This window comes from Micromonospora sp. FIMYZ51 (assembly GCF_038246755.1).
In the GTDB taxonomy this organism is placed as follows: Bacteria; Actinomycetota; Actinomycetes; order Mycobacteriales; family Micromonosporaceae; genus Micromonospora.
On sequence record NZ_CP134706.1, the window covers coordinates 3,591,112 to 3,614,934 of the forward strand.

Consider the following 23,823-nt stretch of genomic DNA (forward strand, 5'->3'; position numbering starts at 1 on the left):
GAGTGCGGTGGCCATTCGGTCGCCGACGTATTCGCCTGGCCGGCTCGGCGGGCGGCGAGCAGACTGGCGTGGTGAGCTTCCTGCCCGGTCTGGAGCTGTCCCGGCGCTTTCACGCCGAGGTGGTCGCGCCCGTGCTCGACCAGGAGTTTCCCGGCCTCCGGTACGCCGCCGGGCGCCTCGACGGCGGCTCGGAGCTGCTCGGCCTGGACACGCCCCGGTCGAGCGACCACGACTGGGGCTGCCGGGTGCAGCTGTTCGTCGGTCCGGCCGACGTGCACCGGGCCGAGCAGGTGGTGGCCGCCGTGGACGCCGCGCTGCCGGCCACGTTTCTCGGCCTGCCGACCCGTTTCGCCGGGGCCGAGGACGTGCTGCTGGGCGTGGCGGGGGAGGACGGTGTCCGGCACGGGGTGACGGTGCACGAACTGGGCGCCTGGTTCCAGGGCCGGCTGGGCTTCGATCCGGCGCGGGGAGTGTCCACGCCGGACTGGCTGGCGGTGCCGACCCAGCGGCTGGCGGAGCTGACCGGCGGTGCGGTCTTCCATGACGGCCTCGACGGTGCGCTCACCCGAGCCCGTACGACCCTGCGGTGGTATCCCGATGACGTGTGGCGGTACGTGTTGGCCGCCGCGTGGACCAGGGTGGCGCAGGCCGAGCATCTGCCGGGTCGGTGCGCCGAGGTCGGCGACGAGGTGGGCAGCCGGATGGTGACCGCCGGTCTCGCCCGCGACCTGATGCGCATCGGCCTGCTGACGCGGCGCTGCTGGCCGCCGTACGACAAGTGGCTGGGCAGTGTGTTCGGTCGGCTGCCGGAGGCGGCGCCGGTGACGGCGGCGCTGGCCGATGCCCTCGGTCCCGGCGAGTGGCCGCGGCGGCAGGCGGGCCTGGTCGAGGCTCTGGAGGCGGTGGCGGCCTGGACGGACCGGGCCGGACTCGCCGAGCCGGTACGGGCCCGGGCGGTCCCGTTCCACACCCGTCCGTTCCTGGTGTTGCACGCCGGCCGGGTCGCCACCGGGTTGCGGTCGGCGATCACCGACGGACGGCTGCGGGCGCGTCCGCTGACCGGGGCGGTCGACCAGTTCGTGCACAGCGTGGACGTACTCACCCATCCCGAGCGGGCCCGCCGGGTGGCCGACGCGCTCAACGAGGCGGACACCATCGGCTACCGCGACCCAAACGAGCGTTAAGCTAAGTGGGTGACTGTCGACCGGATCCTGCCCACCGACGAGGCGCACGACCTGCTGGAGTTGGCTACCGAACTCGCCGACCGGGAACTCGCCCCGAGAGCCGTCGAGTACGAGCAGCGCGGCAAGTTCCCCCGGGACGTGCTGCGCACGTTGGGCCGGGCCGGTCTGCTCGGCCTGCCCTACCCCGAGGAGCACGGCGGCGCCGCCCAGCCGTACGAGGTCTATCTCCAGGTACTGGAGATCCTGGCCAGCCGCTGGCTCGCCGTCGCCGAGGCGGTAAGCGTGCACACCCTCTCCTGCTACCCGGTCGCCGAGTTCGGCACCGAGGAGCAGCGCAAGCTGCTGCCCGACATGATCGGCGGCGAGTTGCTGGGCGCGTACTGCCTCTCCGAGCCGCAGGGTGGTTCGGATGCCGCCGCGCTCACCACGAAGGCGGTCCGCGACGGGGACGCGTACGTGGTGACCGGCACCAAGGCCTGGATCACCCACGCGCAGGTGGCCGACTTCTACAACATCTTCTGCCGCACCGGCGGTCCGGGCGCGCGGGGCATCTCCTGCCTGCTCGCCGACCGCGCCACCGCGGGCATCCACCCGCAGGCGGCCGAGCGCACCATGGGCCTGCGCTCCTCGCCGGTGGCGCAGATCGCCTTCGACGACGCCCGGGTGCCGGCCGACCGGCTGATCGGTGGCGAGGGCAGCGGCTTCACCATCGCCATGTCCGCGCTGGACTCCGGCCGGCTCGGCATCGCCGCCTGCGCGGTCGGCCTGGCCCAGGCGGCACTGGACTACGCGGTGGAGTACGCCCGGCAGCGCCAACAGTTCGGCCGCTCGATCATCGACTTCCAGGGGCTCGGGTTCACCCTGGCCGATGCGGCCACCCAGATCTCCGCCGCCCGGGCGCTGACGCTGGCCGCGGCCCGGCTGCGCGACGCCGGTCGGCCGTACTCGATCGAGGCGGCCAAGGCGAAGCTCTTCGCCACCGACATGGCGATGCGGGTGACCACGGACGCGGTGCAGGTGCTGGGCGGCGCGGGCTACGTGGCCGACCACCCGGTGGAGCGGTTCATGCGCGAGGCGAAGGTGCTCCAGATCGTCGAGGGCACCAACCAGATCCAGCGTCTGGTGATCTCCCGCGCCCTGGCGAAGGGCTGACCGGGCGCGACCCGGGCCGACCGACGAGGCCCTGGTGACGGGCTGACCGAGCGAGGCGGTCCGCCCGCCGAACGTGCCGCTCGGCGGGCGGGTCGTCGCGCCGGCGGCTCGTACCCGGTAAGTTTGCACGCCGTGGAGGAGATCGACCGCGCCATCGTCGCCGCGCTGACCACGGACGGCCGGCTGTCGTACACGGACCTCGCGGAGAAGGTCGGCCTGTCGGTCTCCGCGGTGCACCAGCGGGTACGCCGGCTGGAGCAGCGTCGGGTGATCAAGGGCTACGCGGCCCGGGTCTCCTTCGAGGCGCTCGACCTGCCGCTTACCGCGTTCGTGGCGATCCGGCCGTTCGATCCGTCGCAGCCCGACGACGCGCCGGAACGGCTGGCCCATCTACCGGAGATCGACTCGTGCTATTCGGTGGCGGGCGACGACTTCTACCTGCTGTTGGTGCGGGTGGCCGGTCCGGCGGACCTGGAGCGGGTGCTCCAGGAGATCCGCACCTCCGCCAACGTCACCACCCGGACCACTGTCGTGCTCTCCACCCCCTACGAGCACCGCGCGCCGCAGGTCGGTCCGGACATCCTGAACCACCGGCGGCGGGGCGGTGCGACCGAGCCGGCGGGTTGACCGCCCCGACCCGGCGGCCTGCGGTGACCGATGGTGACCGACCACTCACCTCGGCGGCCGGTGGGATCCGGTCGAACGGGCCGAGCAGGGCGGAAACCGAGCCACCCCCGGTGCGGTCGATCTGCCTCGGACGGGGCTAGGATCCAAGCCGAATTCTGCGTGAGCACGACCTGGACTGGGTGTCGACGCCGAGCCAACAGCCGGTGTCGACACCTGTTGCCGTGGTACCGGGGCCGCCGCACGCAGCCTGCAAGGGGAGGATGAGATGTACCGATCGACACGATTGCGGTTCACCCGTACGGTGCCCGGGGTCCGCTCATGACCCGCATCCTCATCCGCGCCGGCAAGAGCCCGCTGACCGTGCTGTCGCACGAGCAGAGCCTGTCCGCGTCGAGGCTTGGCGTGTTCGGCTCGAACTCCGGCAACATGCTCTTCTACAGCGCGGTGTTCCGGGTGATCAGCGTGCCCGGCGCCGAGGTGGTCGCCAACTCGTACGTCCACGAGCGTCCGATCCACCTCGGCCGGTACATCCAGCGGACGAATGAGGAGTTCGACCGGTTCATCCTGCCGATGGCGAATTCCTACCGGGACACCTTCCTGCCGCACCTGGAGCGGCTGGCCAAGGTCATCGAGAAGCTGAAGATCCCGGTCACCGTGGTCGGCATCGGCGCCCAGCTCCCCTACGGCACCGACTTCGACACGCTGCCCGACGATTACAAGCGGGTCGTCAAGCGGTTCACCCGGGCCGTGCTGGACCGCTCCGCCTCGATCGGCGTACGCGGCGAGTACACCGCCCGCATGTTGAAGTACCTGGGCTTCGGCGACGAGCACGTACGCGTGATCGGGTGCCCGTCGATGTTCGGCAACGGTCCGCTGGGCCCGTTGGTGCGCAAGGTCGACAGGTTGTCCTACGACAGCCCGATGGCCATCTCGTACACCCCCAAGGTCAAGGGGGTCGACCGGCTCGTCGAGGCCAACACGAACCGCTACCCCAACAGCGTCATCGTGCCCCAGCAGCATCACCGGCTCGCCCTGATGCTGTGGGGGGAGAACCCGGCCCGGCTGGCCAACCGGCGGATGCCGGTGCACACCGAGCACCCGCTCTACGAGAACGACCGGATGCGGTTCTTCGTGGACGCCTCGACCTGGGTCGAGTTCATGGCCGAGCAGCACTTCGCCTTCGGCACCCGGATCCACGGCAACGTCGCCGGCGTGCTGGCCGGTACGCCCTCGGTCGTGCTGGCACACGACTCCCGTACCGTCGAGCTCGCCGAGTACCACGGCATTCCCTACCGCCTCTACGCGGACCTGCCGCCCGACGTCGACGCGCAGCGGCTCTACGAGGAGGCCGACTTCGATGCCTTCGAGCCGCGGCAGGCCGAGACCTTCGCGACCTACGTGAAGTTCCTGGAACACAACGACATCGAGCACGTCTTCCAGCCGGGCAAGGCGAACCCGGAGTACGACAAGGCACTGGCGAACGCCAAGTTCCCCGGTCCGGTCCACACGCTGATGGCCTCCGACGTCGTCGGGCGTCGCCAGGTGATGTCCCGCCTGCGCTGGCTGCGGCAGGGCCACGACGGTGACCTTGAGCGGTCCGCCTACGCATTCGAACCACCATTCCGCGAGCCGCGCGGACAGCAGTCGCTCGAGGAGCGGGTGACCCGATTGGAGCAGGAGCTGAAGGTGCAGCAGAACTTCCTGGCCAGCTGGCGTGGCCGGGTGAGCCGGGCATTGCGGATCGGCCCGTCGTCGGTGGGGGTTCGGCGGTGACGCCGGGACGCTCCGGGGTCGGCGAATGGCTGGCCGGTCGACTGCCGGTCCTGGCGGCCGAGGTGGCGGCCGTCCTCGCGCTGCTGCTGGCGGCGGTCGGTAACTCTCCCTTCTGGGCGCTTCCCCCGGCCCTGGTCGCGGTCGGCGTGCTGGCCTGGGTGTGGCGCGACGGTTTGCGTGGCGGCCGGATCTCCAGCGAGGAGACCCTGGTCGTGCGGCTGCTGCTGCTAGCCACCGGATACCTGGTCGGCGCGGTGCACGGCAATCTTGATCCCTTCCTGGCCGTCGGCGTGGGCGTCGCCGCGGTGGCGATTCTCGGCGAGACGCCGATGATGGCGGTGTCCCGCTCCGTCTACCCGGTCTCGGCGAACCTGCCGGGCAGTGGTCTGCGGCCTCCGCTGCGCCCCAACACGAGCCGGGCGGTGCTGGTCAACAGCGTCGCGGTGCTCGCGGCCCTCGGCTGCGGGTTCTCCGGTCTGATCGGGGTGGTGTCGCTTGTGGTGTCGGTGGCGGCGCTCGGCCTGGTCGGGTTCACCGGGTGGCAGGCGATCACCCGGGTGCGGGCCCGGCACCGCAGCGAGGCGCGGTTGACCGCGGCGTTGACCGCGCACGAGCCGGCCTTCGTCGTGCACTGGGAGGCGCCCGCGGCGACCGGCTACCAGATCGCGATGTGGCTGCCCTATCTGGAGCGTCTCGGCAAGAAGTACTTCGTGCTGGTGCGTAGCGAGGCCAACTTCAACGAGGTGTTGCGGCTGACCACCGCACCTGTGGTGTTCCGGGCCGGCCTGACCGAGTTGGACGATGTCATCGTGCCGTCGCTGAAGGCCGCCTTCTACGTCAACACCGCGACGAAGAACTGCCACCTGATCCGCTACACCAGGCTGAAGCACATCCAGCTCAACCACGGTGACAGCGACAAGGTGCCGAGTCACAACCCGGTGTTCCGGATGTACGACAAGAACTTCGTCGCCGGCCAGGCGGCGATCGACCGGTTCGCGGCAAACGGTGTGCACATGCCGGCGGAGATGTTCTCGATCGTGGGGCGTCCGCAGGTGGAGAACGTCGCCATCGCCAGCGAGCCGATCGCCGCGATCACCAGCCCTCGGGTCCTCTACGCGCCGACCTGGTCGGGTTTCTACGCCGACTCGAACTATTCGTCGCTGCCGGTCGGCTACGACATCATCAAGGCGCTGCTGGCGCGCGGTTGCAGTGTCGTGTTCCGGCCGCACCCGTACTCGCAGCGGTCGGCGGCGTTGACCGCCGAGTGCGCGCGGATCCGGACGCTGCTGGCCGAGGACCGCCGGACGACCGGGCGACCGCACGTCTTCGGGCCGCAGGCCGAGGTGAAGATGTCGGTGATGGACTGCTTCAACGCCTCGGACGTGCTGATCTCGGACGTGTCGAGCGTGGTGGCCGACTACCTCTACTCGGAGAAGCCGTTCGCCATGGTCGCGGTCTCGGTGCCAGCGGAGCGGTTCACCGACGCGTTCCCGCTCGCCCGGGCGGCCTATGTGATCGACGCGCACGGCGGCCGGGTGCAGGGGCTCGACCAGGTCCTGGACGACCTGCTGGGCAGCGATCCGCTCGCCTCCACCCGGCACGACCTGAAGAAGTACTACCTCGGGGACATCCCTTCGGAGGGGTACGCGCAGCACTTCCTCGACGAGGCCGGTCGCTACCTCTGAACCACCCGGACGTACGGCTCCGGTTCGGCGTACCACGGCCGGACCGGAGCCGTACGCGTTTCGGCCCGTCTGTGCCCTGGCTCAGGCTTTCGGCCGGGGCCCGGCGTCGGCTGGGTGCGGCACCTGGGACAGCGCCGCCGCAAGGTCGGTAGCGGCCTCGTGCGCGGCAGCAGCCCGGGTGGCGTCGTCCGGGCTCAACGCGACACGGTCCACCCGGGCCAGCATCTCCGCCGCCGTGGCCGGATCGTTCAGGACCATCGCAACCTCAGCGCGGTAGACGAGCACCTCCACCAACGCGACCGGGTCGTCGTCTGCTTCGGAACGGGCCAGTGCACTGTCGAGGATCCGAGCCGCCTGTCGGGCGTCCCCTCTGGAGTCGGACTGCACGACGGCGTTCGCCAGTGCCTTGCCCAGCCGCCCGGTCGGTGCCTGAGCGGGGCCGGCCGGGGTGTTCTGGAAGACGCGGATCCAGTTGCCGCCTGGATCGATGACGCTGAAGCCGCTCAGCCCGTCGGCGTTCTTCCGCGCCCGGGGCCGGGTCATCCGCGGCGTCCCGGAGACCAACACCTTGCCGTACGCGGCGCGCATGCCCGCCGCGAAAGCCCGGTACAGCTGCCCCGTGTCCGAGGTCAGCACGAGACACGAACCGTAGGACTGCGCTGGATCGAACCCCGCGATCTCGAAGAACTGTAGGTGTAGATCTTCACGTTGCAGGCCCACCGCCGGGTTGGGCTTGCGCTGCTGGTACGTGGTGTGGAAACCGAGCACCTCGTAGAAGGCGACGATGTCGTCGATGGACGGGCAGGGCAGCAGGGGAACGGTTATCTCGTTCGTCACCCGTACTTCGTAGCCGTCGTGATCGGGCATACGCACATGAGAATGGCCGATCGTCGGTTATGGATGACTGAACGGCCGATGCGGCGTGCGGTGCAGAGGTGGGGTCAGTGTCGCGTCGCCGTGGTGCCGGGCTCGGCGACCGGGGGAGGGGGGTTGTTCCACCGTAGGACGACCCGCCGCCCGTGTTCGGTGCCGAGCAGGCTGAGGGTGGCGGTGTCCAGGCGGAGCAGCCCGCCGGCCGAGGGCGGCAGGCCGACCCAGCGGGCGCCCAGCACGCGGAGCGAGTGCGCGTGCCCGACCAGGGCCACGGGACCCCGGTCGAGTAGCGGGTGCACCTTGGTGAGCATCCGGTCGAGGCGTTCGCCGACCTCGGTCGGGGACTCGCCGCCGGGGCAGCCGTCGGTCCAGACGTTCCAGCCGGGCCGTTGCTCGTGGATCTCGGCGGTGGTGCGTCCCTCGTACTCGCCGTAGTTCCATTCGGCCAGGTCTTCGTCGGTGTCGGTGACGGTCAGCCCGGCCAGCTGCGCGGTGCGCAGCGCCCGCAGGCGCGGGCTGGTCAGCACCGCGACGAACCGCCGGCCGGCGAGGGCGGCACCGAGCGCGTGAGCCTGCCGCTCACCGTCGGGGGTGAGTTCCAGATCGGTGTACGACGTGTGTCGGCGACTGGCGCTCCAGGTGGTCTCACCGTGCCGGATCAGCGTGATCTGCCCCATCCGTCCAGTTAACCACCCGCTCGTGCACCGAGTGAGCGGTGCTGGCCGCGGAGATTCACCGAGCCCGGACGTTGTCACCTAGCTTCCTAGGATGCCTTTCGCGATGTGCCACCCACCACGGGTTTCCATCGAAGCCACCAGGGGACACGAAGAGCGAAGGACCAACCGCCGAAGAAGTTGAGGAGGCGACATGAGCTTCACCGACAAGGCGAAGAACAAGGTCGAGCAGATGAGCGGTGCCGCCAAGGAGCGCATCGGCGACATGACGCACAACGAGCGCATGCGCGCCGAGGGCGCCACCGAGCAGGGTGAGGCCCGCGCGCGTCAGGCCGGGGAGAACGTCAAGGACGCCGGCCGCAACGCCAAGGACGCCGTCACTCGGTGACCGCAGGAACGAGCGGGGCCGCCGGAATCGCCCGGCGGCCCCGCTCGCATGTCGGTACGGGTCAGTCGTCGCGGTGGGCGTGCCACCACCGCTGCCCGGCCTCGGGCAGCGTGTCGATCGGGTCGTAGTAGGCGTAGCGCTTGCTCAGCGCCGCCAGGTCGGCGGACTCGATGGAGGTGCGGTAGTTCTTCGTCCAGTAGGAGATGCCGCGTTCCCGGTCGTACTCGGTGACCATGTGCACCCAGCGCTTACCGACGAAGGGCACGTCGCAAACGATCCGCGGGGTGGCGTAGCCGGGGAGGTAGCCCATGATGTCGTGCTGGAGCTGCTGGGCGTGCCAGACCGGGACCCGCCAGTGCTCGGCGTTGGGGATCATGTCGCACATGTAGAAGTAGTACGGCAGGATGCCGGCTTCGCCCTGTAGCGCGAAGCAGAGGTCGAGCAGGTCGGTGCTGGTGGCGTTGACGCCGCGCATCAGCACGCCCTGGTTGCGTACGTCCCGTACGCCGACGTCGAGCGCGGTCTGGGTGGCGCGGGCGACCAGCGGGGTGAGTGACTGGGCGTGGTTGACGTGGGTGTGGATGGCCAGGTTGACGCCGCGTCGGGCGGCGGTGCGGGCGACCCGTTCCAGGCCCTCCACGACGTCGGGCTGGAGCCAGTGCTGGGGCAGTCCCATGAAGGCCTTGGTGGCCAGCCGGATGTCGCGGATGGTCTCGATCTCCAGCAGTCGCATCAGGTACGACTCCAGGTTGCGCCAGGGCACGTTTGCCACGTCGCCACCGGAGACGACCACGTCGCGGACGCCGGGGTGGGCCTTGAGGTAGGCGATGTGGGCGTCGTAGCGGTCGACCGGCTTGAGGGTGAGTTTCAGCTTGTCGACCGTGGGGGTGGAGTTGCCGACCAGGTCCATGCGGGTGCAGTGGCCGCAGTACTGGGGGCAGGTGGAGAGCAGTTCGGCGAGAACCTTCGTGGGGTAGCGGTGGGTGAGGCCCTCGGCGACCCACATGTCGTGTTCGTGCAGCGAGTCGCGGCTGGCGTACGGGTGCGAGGGCCAGTCGGTGCGCCGGTCGGAGGCGACGGGGATCATGTAGCGCCGGATGGGGTCGGCGAGCAGCGCGTCGGTGCTCGGCACGCCGGTCGGCACCATCGTGTTGATCATTTGTGGCGGGACCAGCATGGACATGGTCGCCAGGGCGCGTTGGTCGGCTTCCAGGTCGGCGTAGAAGCTCTCGTCGACGGTGTCGCCGAGCACGGTGCGCAGCTGTTTGATGTTCTTGACGCAGTTGACGCGCTGCCACTGGGCGCTCTCCCACTGGTCGCGGGTGACGTGGCGCCAGCCGGGGAAGCGGGTCCAGTCGGGTTCGACGAGTGGGCTGCGGCGGTATTCGTACGGTTGGCCGGTGCTGGGGGTGGGGGCCGGCTGGGGTGCCGGGATGTTCTGTACCGGCGGGTGGGTCTGGGTCACGGCCCCTCCTTTGGCTGGTTGGGTTGATCAGCGGACCGAAGGCTACTGGAAAATCTCCGGCGAAGAAATTAGTCTGCCGTAAGTTTTCCCGCCCCGCGACTTCTAGTCGAAGTTTCGGGCGGCCGGACAGGGGAGGTCGGCGTGACATCACCGGTGGGTCTGCACCGTGTCGTGGAACCGGTGGGGGTGCTGCCACAGGCCGCCTGGCGGCTGGACGCGCGGCCGGAGATCGCTCCGAACGAGGTGCGGATCCGGGTCGAGCGGCTGAACCTGGACGCGGCGAGTTTCCGGCAGCTGTGGGAGAAGCACGCCGGTGACGGTGACGCGGTGCGCGCCGAGGTTCTGGAGATCATCTCGACGCGGGGGAAGATGCAGAACCCGGTGACCGGGTCGGGCGGCATGCTGATCGGCACGGTCGAGGAGGCCGGTCGGCGGTCGCCGTTGGGGTTCAAGCCGGGTGAGCGGGTGGCGACGCTTGTGTCGTTGACGCTTACCCCGCTGGCGATCACCGACGGGTTGGCGCGTTGGGACGGGCGGAGTGAGCAGGTGCCGTGCGACGGTTGGGCGATCCTGTTCGCCCGGTCGATCGCGGCGGTGCTGCCGGAGGATCTGGATCCGCAGTTGTCGCTTGCGGTGTTGGACGTGTGCGGGGCGCCGGCGTTGACCGACCGGGTGGTGTCGCGGTGTGTGGCCGAGCGGGCGGCACGCGGCGGTGGGCCGGTGACGGTGGCGGTGGTTGGTGGGGCGGGCAAGAGCGGTTCGCTGTCGTTGGCTGCGGCTCGGCGGGCGGGCGCGGGTCGTACGGTCGGGGTGGTGCCGGTGGCGGCGGAGCGTGACGCGCTGGTGGCGGCCGGTGTGGCGGACGTGGTGGCGGTGGCCGACGCGCGGGATCCGGTGGCGTTGTCGTCGGCGGTGACGTCGGCGTTGGGGGTGCCGGCGGATGTGACGGTGGTGTGCGTGGATGTGCCGGGTTGTGAGCATGGGGCGGTGTTGGCGACTGCGGAGGGCGGCACAGTGATCTTTTTCTCGATGGCGACGAGTTTCGCGGCGGCGGCGTTGGGTGCGGAGGGTCTGGCGGCGGACGTGACGATGCTTGTCGGCAACGGGTTTGTGCCGGGGCACGCGGAGTTGGCGTTGGGGTTGTTGCGGGACGAGCCGGGGGTGCGTGGGCTGTTCGAGGCTCGGCTGGCGGCAGACTGAGGCCATGACGAAGAACCCCTCGACGTTGTATCGCGGCGGTGTGCTGTTCTGTCCGGCCGAGCCGTCGGCGACGGCGCTGTTGGTGCGGGACGGGCGGATCGCCTGGTTGGGTGCGGACGCGGACGCGCCGGTGGCGGACCGGGTGGTGGAGTTGGGTGGGGCGTTGGTGACGCCGGCGTTCGTGGACGCGCACGTGCATGTCAGTGACACCGGTCTGGTGTTGTCGGGTTTGGATCTGTCCGGGGTGCGGTCGGCGGGCGAGTTGTTGGACGCGGTGGCGGCGTTCGCGGCGGGGCTGCCGGGTGATGCGGTGGTGTTGGGGCACGGCTGGGACGAGTCGACGTGGTCGGTGCCGCAGCCGCCGGGTGTGGCGGAGTTGGATCGGGCGGCTGGTGGGCGGCGGGTGTATCTGTCGCAGGCGTCGATCCATTCGGCGCTTGTGTCGTCGGCGTTGGTGGCGGGGTGTCCGGAGGCGGTGGCGGCGCCGGGGTACGACGGGTCGGGGTGGCTGCGGCGGGATGCGCATCATGTGGTGCGGGCGGCGGCGCGGGCGTCGGTGACGCGGGCGCAGCGGGTGGCGGCGCAGCGGGTGGCGTTGGCGCGGGCGGCGGCGTTGGGGATCGCGGCGGTGCACGAGTGTGGTGGGCCGGAGATCTCCGATGAGGAGGATTTCACCGGGTTGTTGGCGCTTTCGGGTGCGGGTGTGCCGGAGGTGTACGGCTTCTGGGGTGAGTTGGGTGGTGCGGCGCGGGCGCGGGAGTTGGGTGCGGTGGGTGCCGGTGGTGATCTGTTCGCCGATGGTGCGTTGGGGTCGCGGACGGCGCATCTTTCGCAGGGGTATGCCGATGGTGACGGGTGTGGTCACGGTTATCTGAGCGCCGAGCAGGTGCGTGATCATTTGTTGGATTGCGCGGCGCATGGGTTGCAGGGTGGTTTCCACGCGATCGGGGATGCGGCGATCTCGACGGTGTTGGCGGGTTTCGCGGGGGCGGCGCAGCGGTTGGGGGTGGAGCGGGTGCGGGCGGCGCGGCATCGGGTGGAGCATGCGGAGTTGATGGATCGGCGGTTGATCGCCGGGTTCGTGGAGTACGGGGTGGTGGCGTCGATGCAGCCGGCGTTCGACCGGTTGTGGGGTGGTGCGGGTCGGATGTATGAGGCGCGGTTGGGGTTGGCGCGGTCGTTGGGGTCGAATCCGATGGGTGCGATGCATGCGGTGGGGGTGGCGTTGGCGTTTGGTTCGGATTCGCCGGTGACGCCGTTGGATCCGTGGGGTGCGGTGCGGGCGGCGGTGGCGCATCACAATCCGGTGCAGCGGATGAGTGTGCGGGCGGCGTTCGCGGCGCATACCCGGGGTGGGTGGCGGGCGGTGCGGCGGGACAGTGCGGGGGTGTTGGCGTTGGGGGCGCCGGCGACGTTCGCGGTGTGGTCGACGCCGGCGGGGCTGGAGCGGGGGTTGCCGGTGTTGCAGGCACCGGATCCGGAGTTGCGGGGGGTGGATGATCCGACGCCGTTGCCGGTGTGCCGGGCGACGGTGCTGCGTGGTGAGGTGATTTATGAGCAGGGGATGCAGGGGGCGTGATGGGCAAGCTTGATCTGGATCCGGCGTTGGTGGCGCGGGCGCGGGAGTTGGCGCGTCGGGCCGGGGAGCCGGTGGTGGAGTTGGCGCGTGGGCACACCACGGTGTCGGTGGAGCGGGCGGTGTTGCGGCTGGCGGGGGTGGGTGGTGCGGATCCGGATGGTATTCCGTGGGTGAACCGTCTGGTGGATGCGGTGGTTGCCGATGTGGGGTTGGGGCATGGGGTGGCGGTGCCGGTGTTCGATGCGTTGGCGCGGGAGGGTATCGCGGATGTCACGTTGCTGGCGCAGCAGGCGGCTGCCGGGTCGGTGCGGTTCGGGTTGCCGACGGGTCGGGCGGCGACGGCGGCGCGTCGGGCGGCGCGTAAGGCGGTGGCTGCGGGGGTTCGGCGTATTGATCGGCGGCGGGTGGAGCGGGAGCGGCTGGTGCGGCGGTACGGGGATCCGGCGCGGCGGCCGTGGATTTATCTGATCGTGGCGACGGGGGATATCTACGAGGACATTCCGCAGGCGCAGGCGGCGGCGCGGGCCGGGGCGGATGTGATCGCGGTGATCCGGTCGACGGGGCAGTCGTTGTTGGATTATGTGCCGGAGGGGGCGACCCGGGAGGGGTTCGCGGGGACGTATGCGACGCAGGAGAATTTTCGGTTGATGCGGGCGGCGTTGGATGAGTCGTCGCGGGAGTTGGGCCGGTATGTGCGGTTGACGAATTATGCGTCTGGGTTGTGTATGCCGGAGATGGCGACCTTGGCGGGTCTTGAGCGGTTGGACATGATGCTCAATGACTCGATGTACGGGATTTTGTTCCGGGATATCAATCCGGTGCGGACGTTTGTGGATCAGCGGTTCTCGCGGCAGGTGCATGCGCGGGCGGGGATCATCATCAACACCGGTGAGGACAACTATCTGACCACTGCGGATGCGGTGGACGAGGCGCACACGGTGACGGTGTCTCAGTTGCTGAACGAGTACTTCGCGCATGAGGCGGGGTTGGCGGACTGGCAGTTGGGGTTGGGGCACGCGTTCGAGATCAATCCGGATGTGCCGGAGTCGTTGCGGTTGGAGTTGGCGCATGCGTTGTTGGCGCGGGAGTTGTTTCCGGATGCGCCGTTGAAGTGGATGCCGCCGACGAAGCACATGACTGGTGATGTGTTTCGGGGCAACCTGCTGGATGGGTTCTTCAATCTGGTGGGGGCGATGACCGGGCAGGGCATTCTGCTGGTGGGGATGATGACGGAGGCGGTGGTGACGCCGTGGTTGTCGGATCGGGACATCGCCTTGCAGAACGTGCGGTACGTGTTGGGTGCGGCGGGTGGGTTGCACGAGGATTTTGTGCCGGCGCCGGGTGGGTTCATTCAGCAGCGGGCGAATCGGGTGCTCGGTGCGGCGGTGGAGTTGTTGGAGCGGATCGGGGAGCAGTCGTTGTTGTCGGCGATCGGCGAGGGCACGTTCGGGATCATGAAGCGGCCGGCGGATCGGGGTAAGGGTCTGGACGGGGTGGCGCGGCACGAGGCGGATTACTACAACCCGGCCACGGAGATTCTGGAGGGTGGTGCGGCGTGAGTGGGAAGACGGTTGTGCGGCCGTACGGGGACACCACCGGTGACGGGATGGTGCAGGTGTCGTTCACGTTGCCGGTGCCGCATGACAAGCGGGCCGAGGGTGCGGCGGTGCAGTTGGCGAACAAGATGGGCATCGATCCGGCGTTGTTGGTGCACGCGAAGCCGGTCGGTGACGGGTTCACGTTCTTCGTGGTGTATGGGCGGGTGAACCATCTGGTGGATCTGTCGGCGGTGCGGGTGGTGGAGCGGGACTTTCCGTTGTTGTCCGCCAAGGAGGTCAATGCGGTGGTGAAGCGGCGGCTGCGGCGGAAGTTGTCGGTGGTGGGGGCGTGTATCGGCACGGATGCGCACACGGTGGGCATCGATGCGATTCTCAACGTCAAGGGGGTGGCGGGGGAGAAGGGCCTGGAGTATTACCGGGAGTTGAAGGTCACCAATATGGGTGCGCAGGTGAGTGTGCCGGAGTTGGTGGAGGTGGCTCGGCGGGAGCGTGCCGATGCGGTGTTGGTGTCGCAGGTGGTGACGCAGCGGGATGCGCATCTGCACAACACGCGGGAGATGTCGGCGGCGTTCCGGGAGGCGATGTCGGCTGACCGGCGGCCGTTGCTGGTGGTGGGTGGGCCGCGGTTCGACGAGTCGCAGGCCGCCGAGTTGGGGGTGGACCGGATTTTCGGTCGGGGTACCACGCCGGGTGAGGTGGCGTCGTATCTGGTTCATGCGTTGATCACGGACAAGAAGGCGAAGTGATGACTGATTCCCGGGTCGGGTTGACGGTGACGCACCGGCGGTATGTGCCGTATTCGCACGCGCATTACGCGGGGAGTCTGGTGGACGGGGCGTACGCGTTGGGGTTGTTCGGGGATGTGGCCACGGAGGTGTGTATCCGTACCGATGGTGACGAGGGGTTGTTCGCCTCGTACTCGGATGTGCAGTTCCGGGCGGCGGTGCGGGCGGGGGATGTGGTGGAGGTGGTGGCGACGGTGACGCGGGTGGGTAGTCGTAGCCGCACGCTGGACTTCCAGGCGCGGGTGGTGTGTCGGGGGCGGCCGGAGCGGGGTGCGTCGGCGGCGGAGGTGCTGGCCGAGCCGATCGTGGCGGTGACGGCGACCGGCACGGTGGTCGTTCCCGCGTCGTCGTGAATGTCGCGGTCTGCGCCGACGTCGGTTCCACGTACACGAAGGTCGCGGTGGTGGACCTCGACGGTGGTGGGCTGGTCGGGGCGGCGGCGGCGCCGACCACGGTCGGTACGGATGTGTTGCACGGGTTGCAGGCTGCGGTGTCGGCGGCGACGGCGCGGCTGGGGGTGCGGGACGTGCCGTGGTTCGTGTGTTCGTCGGCGGGGGGTGGGTTGCGGTTGGCGGTGGTCGGCTACGAGTCGCTGGTGACCGCGCGGGCGGGTCGGCGGGTGGGCCTGTCGGCGGGGGCGGATGTGGTGCACGTGGCGGCGGGGCGGCTGGGCCGGGCGGAGTTGACCGGGTTGCGGGCGGCCCGTCCGGATGTGGTGTTGCTTGTGGGTGGCACCGATGGTGGGGATGCCGACACGCTGCGGCACAACGCGACACGGTTGGCGCGGGCCCGGTGGCGGGTGCCGGTGGTGCTGGCCGGCAACGTCGATGTTCGGGCCGAGTTGCACTGCCTGCTGGCGGAGGCGGGGGTGCCGGTGACGGTGGCCGACAATGTGTTGCCGCGGATCGGGGTGTTGGCGCCGGGGTCGGCGCGGGCGGCGATTCGGCAGGTGTTCCTGCGGCATGTCATCGGTGGTAAGCGGCTGTCGCGGGGTGGCCGGTTCGCGCGGTTGGTGCGGGCGGCCACGCCGGATGCGGTGTTGACCGGGGTGGAGGTTCTCGCCGATGTGGTCGGTGGTGACCTGGTGGTGGTCGACGTGGGTGGGGCCACCACGGATGTGTATTCGGTGTTGGTTCCGGACGAGCGGGCCGGTGGGCCGGGTCGGGAGGTGGCGGGGGCGTTGTGGCGGGCGCGGACCGTCGAGGGGGATCTGGGGATGCGGTGGAGCGCTCCGGGGGTGGTGCGCGCGGCGGCGGAGGAACGGTTGGTGACGGTCGAGGAGCGGGCCGGGTTGGCGGCTGCGGCGGCGGCTCGGGCCACGGATCCGGGGTTTCTGCCGGCCGATGCCGCCGGTCGGGCGGTGGACGCGCGGATCGCGGCGTTGGCGGCGACGGTGGCGGTGCGCCGGCATGCCCGTGGGGTGGGTACCGGGGAGCGGGCCGGGCGTGATCTGCGGGACGTGCGGTTGTTGGTCGGTTCGGGTGGGGTGTTGCGGTACGCCCGGCACAACGACGCGGTGGGGGTGCTGGATGCGGTGTTGGCCGACCATGCCGGGGGGTGGGCGGTGCCGAGGGTGGCGCGGCCGGTGGTGGATGTGGATTATGTGTTGGCGGCGGCGGGTCTGCTTGCTGTCGAGCATCCGGTGGCGGCGCGGTCGCTGCTGCGTCCGCTGTTGGGCTGACCTGCTCGGCGTGGTGGCCGTTGGTGGCCGGTGGCGGGGGTGTTGGCGGGTCGGAATGGTCGCGATGTGGTGCGACACGCCGAGGTGGTGCGGCGACTCGGCGGGGGTGGGTTGACAAGGCCGGGGGTGGGCCACGTACCGTCTTTGAGTCCTACCACGGGAAGCGGCTGCTGTTCGCTTCGTCCCTTCGTCCGCTGGCCGAGCGACAGGTGCATGTCGGTCGCGGCGGCCAGGTCCAGCGGGCGGGGGTCGGCGGGGCGGCGCGAACCCGGCCGCGGTTACCGGTGTTCGGCAGGGTGAGGTGCGTGGCCAGTAGACAACGGCCTGACGGGGGCAGCCAGCCGTCGTCCGGTCGGTCCGAAGGTCGTCGTGCTCATTCTCGCCGCACCGGCCGGGAGGGGCCTGGGAGCATCGGGGCGCGGCGTGAGCCGCGCCCCGACTTCATCTTCGGTGGCCTGTGCCCGGTGGGTGTCGTGGTGGTTCAGTCGGTGGCGGGGCGGGCCCGCACGTGCAGGCGTTCGCCCTGTGGGCCGAACAGGTTGAGCACTTCGGTGGGGGTCGGGTCGGGGTTGGCCACGTAGTGCGGGACCCGGGTGTCGAACTCGGCGACCTCGCCCGGGTTGAGGATCAGGTCGTGTTCGCCGAGGTGCAGCCGGAGCCGGCCGGAGAGCACGTAGAGCCATTCGTAGCCCTCGTGTGACTGCGGTTGCGGGTCGGCGGGGGTGTGTGGGGGCAGGATCTGTTTGAACGCCTGCGGTCCGCCGGGTCGGCGGGTCAGGGGCAGGAACGTCATGCCGTGCCGGACGATGGGCCGGGGGTGCACGCGGGGGTCGCCGACGGCGGGGGCGCCGACCAGGTCGTCCAGCGGCACCTGGTGGGCGCGGGCCAGCGGCAGCAGCAGTTCCAGGGTGGGGCGGCGTTGTCCCGATTCGAGTCGGGACAGGGTGCTCACCGAGATGCCGGTGGTCTGGGAGAGTTCGTTCAGGGTGGTGCCGCGCCGCTTGCGCAGGGCCCGCAGCCGGGGGCCGACCGCCGCCAGCACCGCCACCTCCTCGTTTGCCATAACAGCAACAATACTTGTCGTATCGGCGGGTCGGGTGCAGCGTGTGCGGTGACGTCGAGGCAACGGGAGCGTGGAGTGGACGACAGATACGACGTGGTGGTGGTCGGCGGCGGGGCCGCCGGGCTGGCCGGTGCGCTGGCGCTCGCCCGGGCGCGCCGCTCGGTGCTGGTGGTGGACTCGGGTGAGCCGCGCAACGCGCCGTCCGACGGGGTGCACAACTACCTCGGGCGCGAAGGTACGCCGCCGGGGCAGCTGATGGCCGTCGGCCGGGACGAGGTCACCGGCTACGGCGGGCAGATCGTCGCCGGGCGCGTCGACGCGGTCGAACGTGACGGGGACGGTTTCGCCGTCACCGTCGACGCGACGCGTACGGTGCGGGCCCGGCGGTTGCTGGTGACCACCGGTCTGGTCGACGAGTTGCCGCAGCTGCCGGGGCTGAGCCAGCGGTGGGGGCGCGACGTGCTGCACTGCCCGTACTGCCACGGCTGGGAGGTGCGTGACCGGCGGATCGGGGTGCTGGCCACCGGCCCCCTCGCCGTGCACCAGGCGCTGCTGTGGCGGCAGTGGAGCCCGCACGTGCTGTTGTTGGCGCACGACGCGGTGACGCTGGACGCCGAGCAGGCCGAGCAGCTCGCCGCGCGGTCGGTGGCGGTGGTGTCCGGTCCGGTGGCCGCCGTGGAGGTGGCCGACGACCGGCTCACCGGGGTGCGGCTGGCCGGTGGCGAGTTCGTCGAACTCGACGCGCTGGTGGTGGCCACGCGGATGACGGCCCGCTCGACGGTGCTGGCCTCGCTCGGGCTGGAGCCGGTCGACGTGGAGATGTCCGGGCACGTGATCGGCTCGCGGATCCCGGCTGACCCCACCGGCGCCACCGCCGTGCCGGGTGTGTGGGTGGCCGGCAACATCACCGACGTGTCCGCCCAGGTGATCCGGGCGGCCGGGGCCGGCATGATGGCCGGGGCGGCGATCAACGCCGACCTGGTCGAGGAGGACACCCGTACCGCGGTGGCCGAGCACCGGCGGCAGCGCGAGACGATGTTCACCGAGGCGGCGTGGGAGGAGCGCTACCAGGCCCGGCCGGCGGTGTGGAGCGGCCGGCCCAACCCGCAGCTGGTCGCCGAGGTCGACGGGACGCCGCCGGGACGGGCCCTGGACGTGGGCTGCGGCGAGGGCGCCGACGCGGTGTGGCTGGCCGAACGTGGCTGGCGGGTCACCGGGGTGGACATCTCCGCCACCGCGCTGGCGCGGGCCGCCGAGCACGCCGAGGCCGCCGGGGGGCAGCTCGCCGAGCGCATCGAGTGGACGCACGCCGACCTGCTGCGTTGGTCGCCGGAGCCGGGCGGCTACGACCTGGTGTCGGCGCAGTTCATGCATCTGCCGCCGCAGCCGCGGCGGGAGTTGTTCGCCCGGCTGGCCGACGCGGTGGCCCCCGGTGGACGGCTGCTGATCGTCGGACACCATCCACGTGACCTGCGGACCACCGCCCGCCGCCCGCACTACCCGGAGATGATGTTCACCGCCGAGCAGGTGGCCGCGGAGCTGGATGCGCAGCGGTTCGAGGTGCTGGCGGCGCAGGCACGCCCGCGCGCGGCGGTGGATCCGGACGGACGCGACATCGTCATCCACGACGCGGTGCTGCTGGCCCGCCGACGGTGAGGCGGCTGCCGGCCCGGGTGACCGCGCCGGCAGCCGTCCGGGCCGGCCGGGTAGCCTTCGGCGCGTGATCGCGCCTGACTCCTCCGCACCGGCCGTGGACCGGCCCGCCGCCGTGGCGCCGCCTGCCGGGCCGGCGCCGGTGCGGCTGCCGGTGGCCGTGGTCATGGCGGTGGCCGCCGGGCTGGCGCTGCTGGTGGCGTTCCCGCCGTACGGGTGGTGGCCGCTGGCGCCGGTGGGCGTGGCGCTGCTGGCCGCGGCGACACACCGGCGGCGGCTGCGCGCCGGTGCCGGTCTGGGTTTCCTGACCGGTCTGGCCCTGTTCGCGCCGCTGCTGGCCTGGACGAACCTGCACACCGGCTACCTGCCGTGGGTGTTGTTGTCGCTGTTGCAGGCCGGCTACCTGGCGCTGCTGGGTGCCGCGTCGGCCTGGGTGTCGCCGCTGGTCGACCGGTTGCCGGTGACGTGGCCGGCGGTGACCGGTGTGCTGTGGGTGGGGCAGGAGGCGCTGCGCGACCGCACCCCGTTCGGTGGGTTCCCGTGGGGCCGGCTGGCGTTCGGGCAGGACGGTTCGCCGCTGCTGCGGCTGGCCGCGCTCGGCGGTGCCCCGCTGGTCACGTTCGCGGTGGCGCTGACCGGCGGGCTGCTGGTGGCCGCGCTCTGGTGGCTGCTGCGGGCCCCTCGTGGCGCCGCCGACGGCCGGTGGTGGGTGCCGGCGGCCGGCAGTGCCGCCACTGCGGTGCTGGTGCTCGGCGGTGGGCTGCTGGTGCCGGTGGCGGCGGCCCGTGCCGAGCAGAGCGTGACGGTGGCCATCGTGCAGGGCAACGTGCCGCGGCTCGGGTTGGACTTCAACGCCCAGCGTCAGGCGGTGCTGGACAACCACGTCAACGCCACGATCACGCTGGCCGAGGAGGTCGCCGCCGGCACCCGGCCCCGCCCGGATCTGGTGGTGTGGCCGGAGAACTCAAGCGACATCGACCCGCTGCGCAACCCGGGTGCCGGGGCCCGGATCTCGGCCGCCGCCGACGCGGTCGGCGTACCGATCCTGGTGGGTGCGGTGCTGGCCGGACCGGGTGCCGGTCAGGTACGCAACGCAGGGCTGCTGTGGCACCCGAACACCGGCCCCGACCTGGCGCAGCTGTACATCAAGCGGCATCCGGTGCCGTTCGCCGAGTACGTGCCGCTGCGCCGGATCGCCCGGATGGTCAGCGACCAGGTCGACCGGGTGCGGGCGGACTTCGTGGCCGGCACCTCACCGGGGGTGCTGCGTACCCCGGCGGTGGTGCTCGGCGACGTGATCTGTTTCGAGGTGGCCTACGACGGGCTGGTGCGGGACACGGTCGTCGGTGGGGCGCAGTTGCTGGTGGTGCAGACCAACAACGCCACGTTCGACGTCGCCGAGGCACGTCAGCAGTTGGCCATGGTGCGGTTGCGGGCGGTGGAGCACGGCAAGCCGGCGTTGATGGCCTCCACGGTCGGGGTGTCCGGGTTCGTCAGCCCCGACGGGCGGGTAAGCGACGCCACCGGGTTCAACACCCGGGCGGTGGTGGTCCGGCAGCTGCCGCTGACCGAGGGGCGTACGTTGGCCACCCGGGTCGGGATGCTGCCGGAGGTGCTGCTGGCCGGGTTGTGCGTGGTCGCGCTTGCCGGTGCGGCCGTGCTGCGGCGGCGGGCGGGTGCCCGGCCCGGCTAGGCCCGGGCGAGAGGGGGCGGCGGTGGCGCAGCGGACCGACATCCGGGCGGGGGTGCCTGGGGTGGGCCGGGTCCTGGTGGTCATCCCGACCTACAACGAGGCTGACAACGTCGCGGCGATCGTGCGGCGGGTACGTCAGGCCGCGCCGCAGGTGGAGATCCTGGTCGCCGACGACAACAGCCCCGACGGCACCGGTGCCGTGGCCGAGGAGATGGCCCGCGTCGACGGGCAGGTGCACGTGCTGCACCGCGACGGCAAACAGGGCCTGGGTGCGGCGTACCTGGCGGGGTTCGCGTGGGCGCGGCAGCGTGCCTACGACGCGGTGGTGGAGATGGACGCCGACGGTTCGCACGCCCCGGAGGATCTGCCGGCGCTGCTGCGCGCCGCCCGCGACGCCGACGTGGTGATCGGCTCGCGGTGGACACCGGGCGCGCGGGTGGTGAACTGGCCGCTGCGGCGGCTGGTGTTGTCGCGCTGCGGCAACCTGTACGCGCGCCTGGCGCTGGGGGTGCCGGTGGCCGACGCCACCGGCGGCTACCGGGTGTACCGGTCGACGGTGTTGGACGCGCTGGAGCTGGAGTCGGTCTGCTCGCAGGGTTACTCGTTCCAGGTGGAGTTGTCCCGGTTGGCGCACCGGGCCGGGGCGCGGATCGTGGAGGTGCCGATCACGTTCGCCGAGCGGGAACGGGGGGCCAGCAAGATGAGTCCGCTGATCGTGGCCGAGGCGCTGTGGCGGATCACCGGCTGGGCGGTTCGGGACCGCCGTACGGCGATGCGGCGCGGGTGGCGTGCGGTGACCGTCGGGCAGGCCCGGTGGCCCTGAGCGGCGGTCGTGTCATGCTTGAGGTACGCAGACGGTCGCGCCTGCCGGGCGGGCCGCAGAGGTCGAGACGCCGTGCGGCGGATGGGGTGATATGCGCCGAGCAGTGAAGTTCGTGCCGTTGGTTCTGCTGGTGTCCGTGGCCGCGGAACTGGCCGTGTTCGTGCTGGTGGGCCGCACTATCGGGTTCGGCGCGGCGACGCTGCTGGTGTTCGCGGCCTCGCTGCTGGGGCTGGTGTTGCTGCGCCGGGAGGGGATCCGGGCGTGGCGGGGGTTCCGGGAGGCGGCGCGTTCCGGCCGGCCGCCGGGCCGTGAGGTGACCGAGGGTCTGGTGGGTCTGCTCGGTGCGCTGCTGCTGGCCACGCCGGGTCTGGTCAGTGCCCTGGTGGGGTTGGTGTTGTTGGTGCCGCCGGTGCGTCGGGTGGCGCGGGTCGGGATGCAGCGTTCCGCCGAGCGCCGGATGTCGTCGATGGCCGCCGGTGACCTGTTCGGGCCGCGTCGGGTGCGGGTGTACCGGGGTGCGCCGCAGGAGTCGGCCGAGCAGCCGGCGCAGCCGACCGCGAGCACCGGGCCCGCGTCGGTGGCGCAGCAGCAGCCGGTGGTGGACGGCGGCGGGGCCATCGAGGGTGAGATCGTGGAGCCGCGCCAGCGCTGAGGCTGGTGCCCGCCGGTGAGAGACATGACCGCGCCCCCGGGAGCAACTCCCGGGGGCGCGGTGCGGGTACTGCTCAGGCGCGTCCGCGGCGGGTGCGGACCTCCTGCAACCGCTCGGCGAGGATGTCCTCCAGCTCGGCGATGGACCGCCGCTCCAGCAGCATGTCCCAGTGGGTACGCGGCGGCTTGGCCTTCTTCTGCTCCGGCTCGCTGCCGTCGACCAGCCGGGCCACGCTGCCGTCGAACTTGCATTCCCAGGTGGTGGGCACCTCGGCGTCGACGGCGAACGGCACCTCGAACTGGTGTCCCTTGGCGCACAGGTACTCGCGGGTCTGCCGCGGCGCGAGCTCCGTGTTGCGGTCGGACTCGTAGCTCACCGCGCCCAGCCGGCTACCGCGCAGCATACGCTCGCCCATGATCGACTTCCCCTCTTCGGTGGTGCTGGTCCTGTCAGTGCAACGGTCCGTCGCCGCCGGGCCATTCCCGGCCGTGCCGCGGGCGGCGGCGTTTCACGCGCTGCGCGGTCAACGGTAACCGGCCACGGCCGTGCCCCGGCCGGATCGGCGCGGCGGACCGTCGCCGCCAGCGGGAATGGTAGCCGGTCGGGTCACCGACGCGGGCAGGCCGGCACGCGAACCGCCGGGCGCTCAGCCCAGCCGTGGCGTCGGCGGCAACGGCAACGGCAGGCCGGGCAGGCCGTCGAGGCTGCGCGCCACGTGTTCCTTGCCGGCGAAGTAGCGGCCCAGCGAGGCGTCGTCCTCGCGGGCGAAACGCCGGGCGTGCAGGTCCCGGTCGGCGTCGTAGGTCATCAACGGCACCGCGTAGCCGCAGGTGTCGCGGATCAGGTCGGCGTGTACGACGATGACGGCCCGTAGCCCGTGGTCGGTGGGGTCGATGTCCGGGAAACGTCGCACCAGGGTCGGGAAACGCGGGTCGTCGCGGAACACCGGTTCGCCCCGGCCGTGTACCCGCACGATGGTCGGCGGGCCGGAAAAGGCGCACCACATCACCGTGATCCGGCCGTTCTCCCGCAGGTGGGCCACGGTTTCGGCGTTGCTGCCGGCGAAGTCCAGGTAGGCCACGGTCTGCTCGTCGAGCACCGCGAGGCTGCCGCGCAGCCCCTTCGGGGAGAGGTTGATCGTGCCGTCACCGGCCAGTGCAGCGGTCGCGGTGAAGAAGATCGGCTGCTGCTCGATGAAGTCGCGTAGCCGCCCGGAGATGCGTTCGTACGTCTTTCCCATACCGGACATCATCGCCCGGCCCGCCGCCCACCGACCGCGATCATGCACTTCTGGTCGGCGGTCCGTGCGCCGAG

At 71.1% G+C, this 23,823-nt stretch carries 22 protein-coding genes; 16 read left to right on the plus strand and 6 right to left on the minus strand.

The annotated features are described in order from the left end of the window. Positions 1-71 precede the first annotated feature (71 nt). From QQG74_RS16320 to QQG74_RS16340, 5 genes are all read left to right on the plus strand, one after another. The gene (locus tag QQG74_RS16320) at positions 72-1,184 is read left to right on the plus strand and encodes a DUF4037 domain-containing protein (RefSeq protein WP_341715624.1); all 1,113 of its coding nucleotides are present in this window, start codon (positions 72-74) and stop codon (positions 1,182-1,184) included. A gap of 9 nt (positions 1,185-1,193) precedes the next feature. Then, positions 1,194-2,336: an acyl-CoA dehydrogenase family protein gene (locus tag QQG74_RS16325; protein WP_341715625.1), complete on the plus strand. Its 1,143-nt coding sequence runs from the start codon at positions 1,194-1,196 to the stop codon at positions 2,334-2,336. A gap of 132 nt (positions 2,337-2,468) precedes the next feature. Then, positions 2,469-2,963 (plus strand): Lrp/AsnC family transcriptional regulator, encoded by a 495-nt coding sequence (locus QQG74_RS16330; RefSeq protein WP_341715626.1) that lies wholly within the window; start codon positions 2,469-2,471, stop codon positions 2,961-2,963. A gap of 318 nt (positions 2,964-3,281) precedes the next feature. Beyond that, positions 3,282-4,736, plus strand: a complete 1,455-nt coding sequence (locus tag QQG74_RS16335) for a polysaccharide pyruvyl transferase family protein (protein ID WP_341715627.1) — start codon at positions 3,282-3,284, stop codon at positions 4,734-4,736. Then, the gene (locus QQG74_RS16340) at positions 4,733-6,421 is read left to right on the plus strand and encodes a CDP-glycerol glycerophosphotransferase family protein (protein WP_341715628.1); all 1,689 of its coding nucleotides are present in this window, start codon (positions 4,733-4,735) and stop codon (positions 6,419-6,421) included. The genes QQG74_RS16335 and QQG74_RS16340 overlap by 4 nt, the downstream gene beginning before the upstream one ends. Before the next feature lie 81 nt (positions 6,422-6,502). On the opposite strand, the gene QQG74_RS16345 is transcribed toward QQG74_RS16340, so the two are convergent. Then, positions 6,503-7,258 carry a VOC family protein gene (locus QQG74_RS16345; RefSeq protein WP_341721251.1) on the minus strand — a complete coding sequence of 252 codons (756 nt, stop codon included), beginning with the start codon at positions 7,256-7,258 and terminating at the stop codon, positions 6,503-6,505. A gap of 104 nt (positions 7,259-7,362) precedes the next feature. After that, positions 7,363-7,971 carry a histidine phosphatase family protein gene (locus QQG74_RS16350; protein ID WP_341715629.1) on the minus strand — a complete coding sequence of 203 codons (609 nt, stop codon included), beginning with the start codon at positions 7,969-7,971 and terminating at the stop codon, positions 7,363-7,365. Positions 7,972-8,161: 190 nt separating this feature from the next. Here QQG74_RS16350 and QQG74_RS16355 point away from each other — a divergent pair, with 190 nt between their 5' ends. Next, complete coding sequence (locus QQG74_RS16355) at positions 8,162-8,356, plus strand: CsbD family protein (protein ID WP_341715630.1); 195 nt, start codon at positions 8,162-8,164, stop codon at positions 8,354-8,356. Positions 8,357-8,417: 61 nt separating this feature from the next. Here the strand turns inward: QQG74_RS16355 and QQG74_RS16360 are convergent, their stop codons facing one another. Further along, positions 8,418-9,821 carry a lysine 2,3-aminomutase gene (locus tag QQG74_RS16360; RefSeq protein ID WP_341715632.1) on the minus strand — a complete coding sequence of 468 codons (1,404 nt, stop codon included), beginning with the start codon at positions 9,819-9,821 and terminating at the stop codon, positions 8,418-8,420. Positions 9,822-9,974: 153 nt separating this feature from the next. Here QQG74_RS16360 and QQG74_RS16365 point away from each other — a divergent pair, with 153 nt between their 5' ends. From QQG74_RS16365 to QQG74_RS16390, 6 genes are read left to right on the plus strand one after another with little or no spacing between them, the layout of a single operon-like run. Next, positions 9,975-11,021 (plus strand): zinc-binding alcohol dehydrogenase, encoded by a 1,047-nt coding sequence (locus QQG74_RS16365; protein ID WP_341721252.1) that lies wholly within the window; start codon positions 9,975-9,977, stop codon positions 11,019-11,021. A gap of 4 nt (positions 11,022-11,025) precedes the next feature. Further along, positions 11,026-12,600 (plus strand): amidohydrolase family protein, encoded by a 1,575-nt coding sequence (locus QQG74_RS16370; RefSeq protein ID WP_341715633.1) that lies wholly within the window; start codon positions 11,026-11,028, stop codon positions 12,598-12,600. Continuing rightward, positions 12,597-14,159, plus strand: a complete 1,563-nt coding sequence (locus QQG74_RS16375; protein ID WP_341715634.1) for a lysine 5,6-aminomutase subunit alpha — start codon at positions 12,597-12,599, stop codon at positions 14,157-14,159. Before QQG74_RS16370 ends, QQG74_RS16375 begins: the two co-directional genes overlap by 4 nt. Further along, positions 14,156-14,905 (plus strand): OAM dimerization domain-containing protein, encoded by a 750-nt coding sequence (locus QQG74_RS16380; protein WP_341715635.1) that lies wholly within the window; start codon positions 14,156-14,158, stop codon positions 14,903-14,905. Before QQG74_RS16375 ends, QQG74_RS16380 begins: the two co-directional genes overlap by 4 nt. Next, a complete protein-coding gene (locus QQG74_RS16385; RefSeq protein WP_341715636.1) occupies positions 14,905-15,297 on the plus strand; it encodes a hotdog domain-containing protein in 393 nt (130 codons plus the stop codon). Before QQG74_RS16380 ends, QQG74_RS16385 begins: the two co-directional genes overlap by 1 nt. Continuing rightward, positions 15,294-16,625, plus strand: coding sequence for a glutamate mutase L (locus QQG74_RS16390; RefSeq protein ID WP_341715637.1), 1,332 nt, complete (start codon positions 15,294-15,296; stop codon positions 16,623-16,625). The genes QQG74_RS16385 and QQG74_RS16390 overlap by 4 nt, the downstream gene beginning before the upstream one ends. A 481-nt stretch (positions 16,626-17,106) precedes the next feature. On the opposite strand, the gene QQG74_RS16395 is transcribed toward QQG74_RS16390, so the two are convergent. Beyond that, positions 17,107-17,688: an XRE family transcriptional regulator gene (locus QQG74_RS16395; RefSeq protein WP_341715638.1), complete on the minus strand. Its 582-nt coding sequence runs from the start codon at positions 17,686-17,688 to the stop codon at positions 17,107-17,109. A gap of 75 nt (positions 17,689-17,763) precedes the next feature. Here QQG74_RS16395 and QQG74_RS16400 point away from each other — a divergent pair, with 75 nt between their 5' ends. From QQG74_RS16400 to QQG74_RS16415, 4 genes are all read left to right on the plus strand, one after another. After that, positions 17,764-19,344: a bifunctional NAD(P)/FAD-dependent oxidoreductase/class I SAM-dependent methyltransferase gene (locus QQG74_RS16400; RefSeq protein ID WP_341715639.1), complete on the plus strand. Its 1,581-nt coding sequence runs from the start codon at positions 17,764-17,766 to the stop codon at positions 19,342-19,344. 64 nt (positions 19,345-19,408) lie between these two features. After that, positions 19,409-21,034, plus strand: coding sequence for an apolipoprotein N-acyltransferase (gene lnt, locus QQG74_RS16405; RefSeq protein ID WP_341715640.1), 1,626 nt, complete (start codon positions 19,409-19,411; stop codon positions 21,032-21,034). A 22-nt stretch (positions 21,035-21,056) separates the two neighbouring features. After that, positions 21,057-21,857: a polyprenol monophosphomannose synthase gene (locus QQG74_RS16410; RefSeq protein ID WP_341715641.1), complete on the plus strand. Its 801-nt coding sequence runs from the start codon at positions 21,057-21,059 to the stop codon at positions 21,855-21,857. A gap of 91 nt (positions 21,858-21,948) precedes the next feature. Next, the gene (locus QQG74_RS16415; protein ID WP_341715642.1) at positions 21,949-22,509 is read left to right on the plus strand and encodes an FxsA family protein; all 561 of its coding nucleotides are present in this window, start codon (positions 21,949-21,951) and stop codon (positions 22,507-22,509) included. A gap of 73 nt (positions 22,510-22,582) precedes the next feature. Here the strand turns inward: QQG74_RS16415 and QQG74_RS16420 are convergent, their stop codons facing one another. Beyond that, positions 22,583-22,924 (minus strand): RNA polymerase-binding protein RbpA, encoded by a 342-nt coding sequence (locus QQG74_RS16420; RefSeq protein WP_046564157.1) that lies wholly within the window; start codon positions 22,922-22,924, stop codon positions 22,583-22,585. A 231-nt stretch (positions 22,925-23,155) separates the two neighbouring features. After that, positions 23,156-23,749 (minus strand): pyridoxamine 5'-phosphate oxidase family protein, encoded by a 594-nt coding sequence (locus QQG74_RS16425; RefSeq protein ID WP_341715643.1) that lies wholly within the window; start codon positions 23,747-23,749, stop codon positions 23,156-23,158. Positions 23,750-23,823 lie beyond the last annotated feature (74 nt).

What these genes read in the sequence shown, in the direction of transcription:
- QQG74_RS16350 (WP_341715629.1), bottom strand. Translation starts at nt 7,971, where the DNA reads ATGGGGCAGATCACGCTGATCCGGCACGGTGAGACCACCTGGAGCGCC.
- QQG74_RS16370 (WP_341715633.1), top strand. Translation starts at nt 11,026, where the DNA reads ATGACGAAGAACCCCTCGACGTTGTATCGCGGCGGTGTGCTGTTCTGT.
- QQG74_RS16415 (WP_341715642.1), top strand. Translation starts at nt 21,949, where the DNA reads ATGCGCCGAGCAGTGAAGTTCGTGCCGTTGGTTCTGCTGGTGTCCGTG.
- QQG74_RS16335 (WP_341715627.1), top strand. Translation starts at nt 3,282, where the DNA reads ATGACCCGCATCCTCATCCGCGCCGGCAAGAGCCCGCTGACCGTGCTG.
- QQG74_RS16395 (WP_341715638.1), bottom strand. Translation starts at nt 17,688, where the DNA reads ATGGCAAACGAGGAGGTGGCGGTGCTGGCGGCGGTCGGCCCCCGGCTG.
- QQG74_RS16425 (WP_341715643.1), bottom strand. Translation starts at nt 23,749, where the DNA reads ATGGGAAAGACGTACGAACGCATCTCCGGGCGGCTACGCGACTTCATC.
- QQG74_RS16355 (WP_341715630.1), top strand. Translation starts at nt 8,162, where the DNA reads ATGAGCTTCACCGACAAGGCGAAGAACAAGGTCGAGCAGATGAGCGGT.
- QQG74_RS16420 (WP_046564157.1), bottom strand. Translation starts at nt 22,924, where the DNA reads ATGGGCGAGCGTATGCTGCGCGGTAGCCGGCTGGGCGCGGTGAGCTAC.
- QQG74_RS16385 (WP_341715636.1), top strand. Translation starts at nt 14,905, where the DNA reads ATGACTGATTCCCGGGTCGGGTTGACGGTGACGCACCGGCGGTATGTG.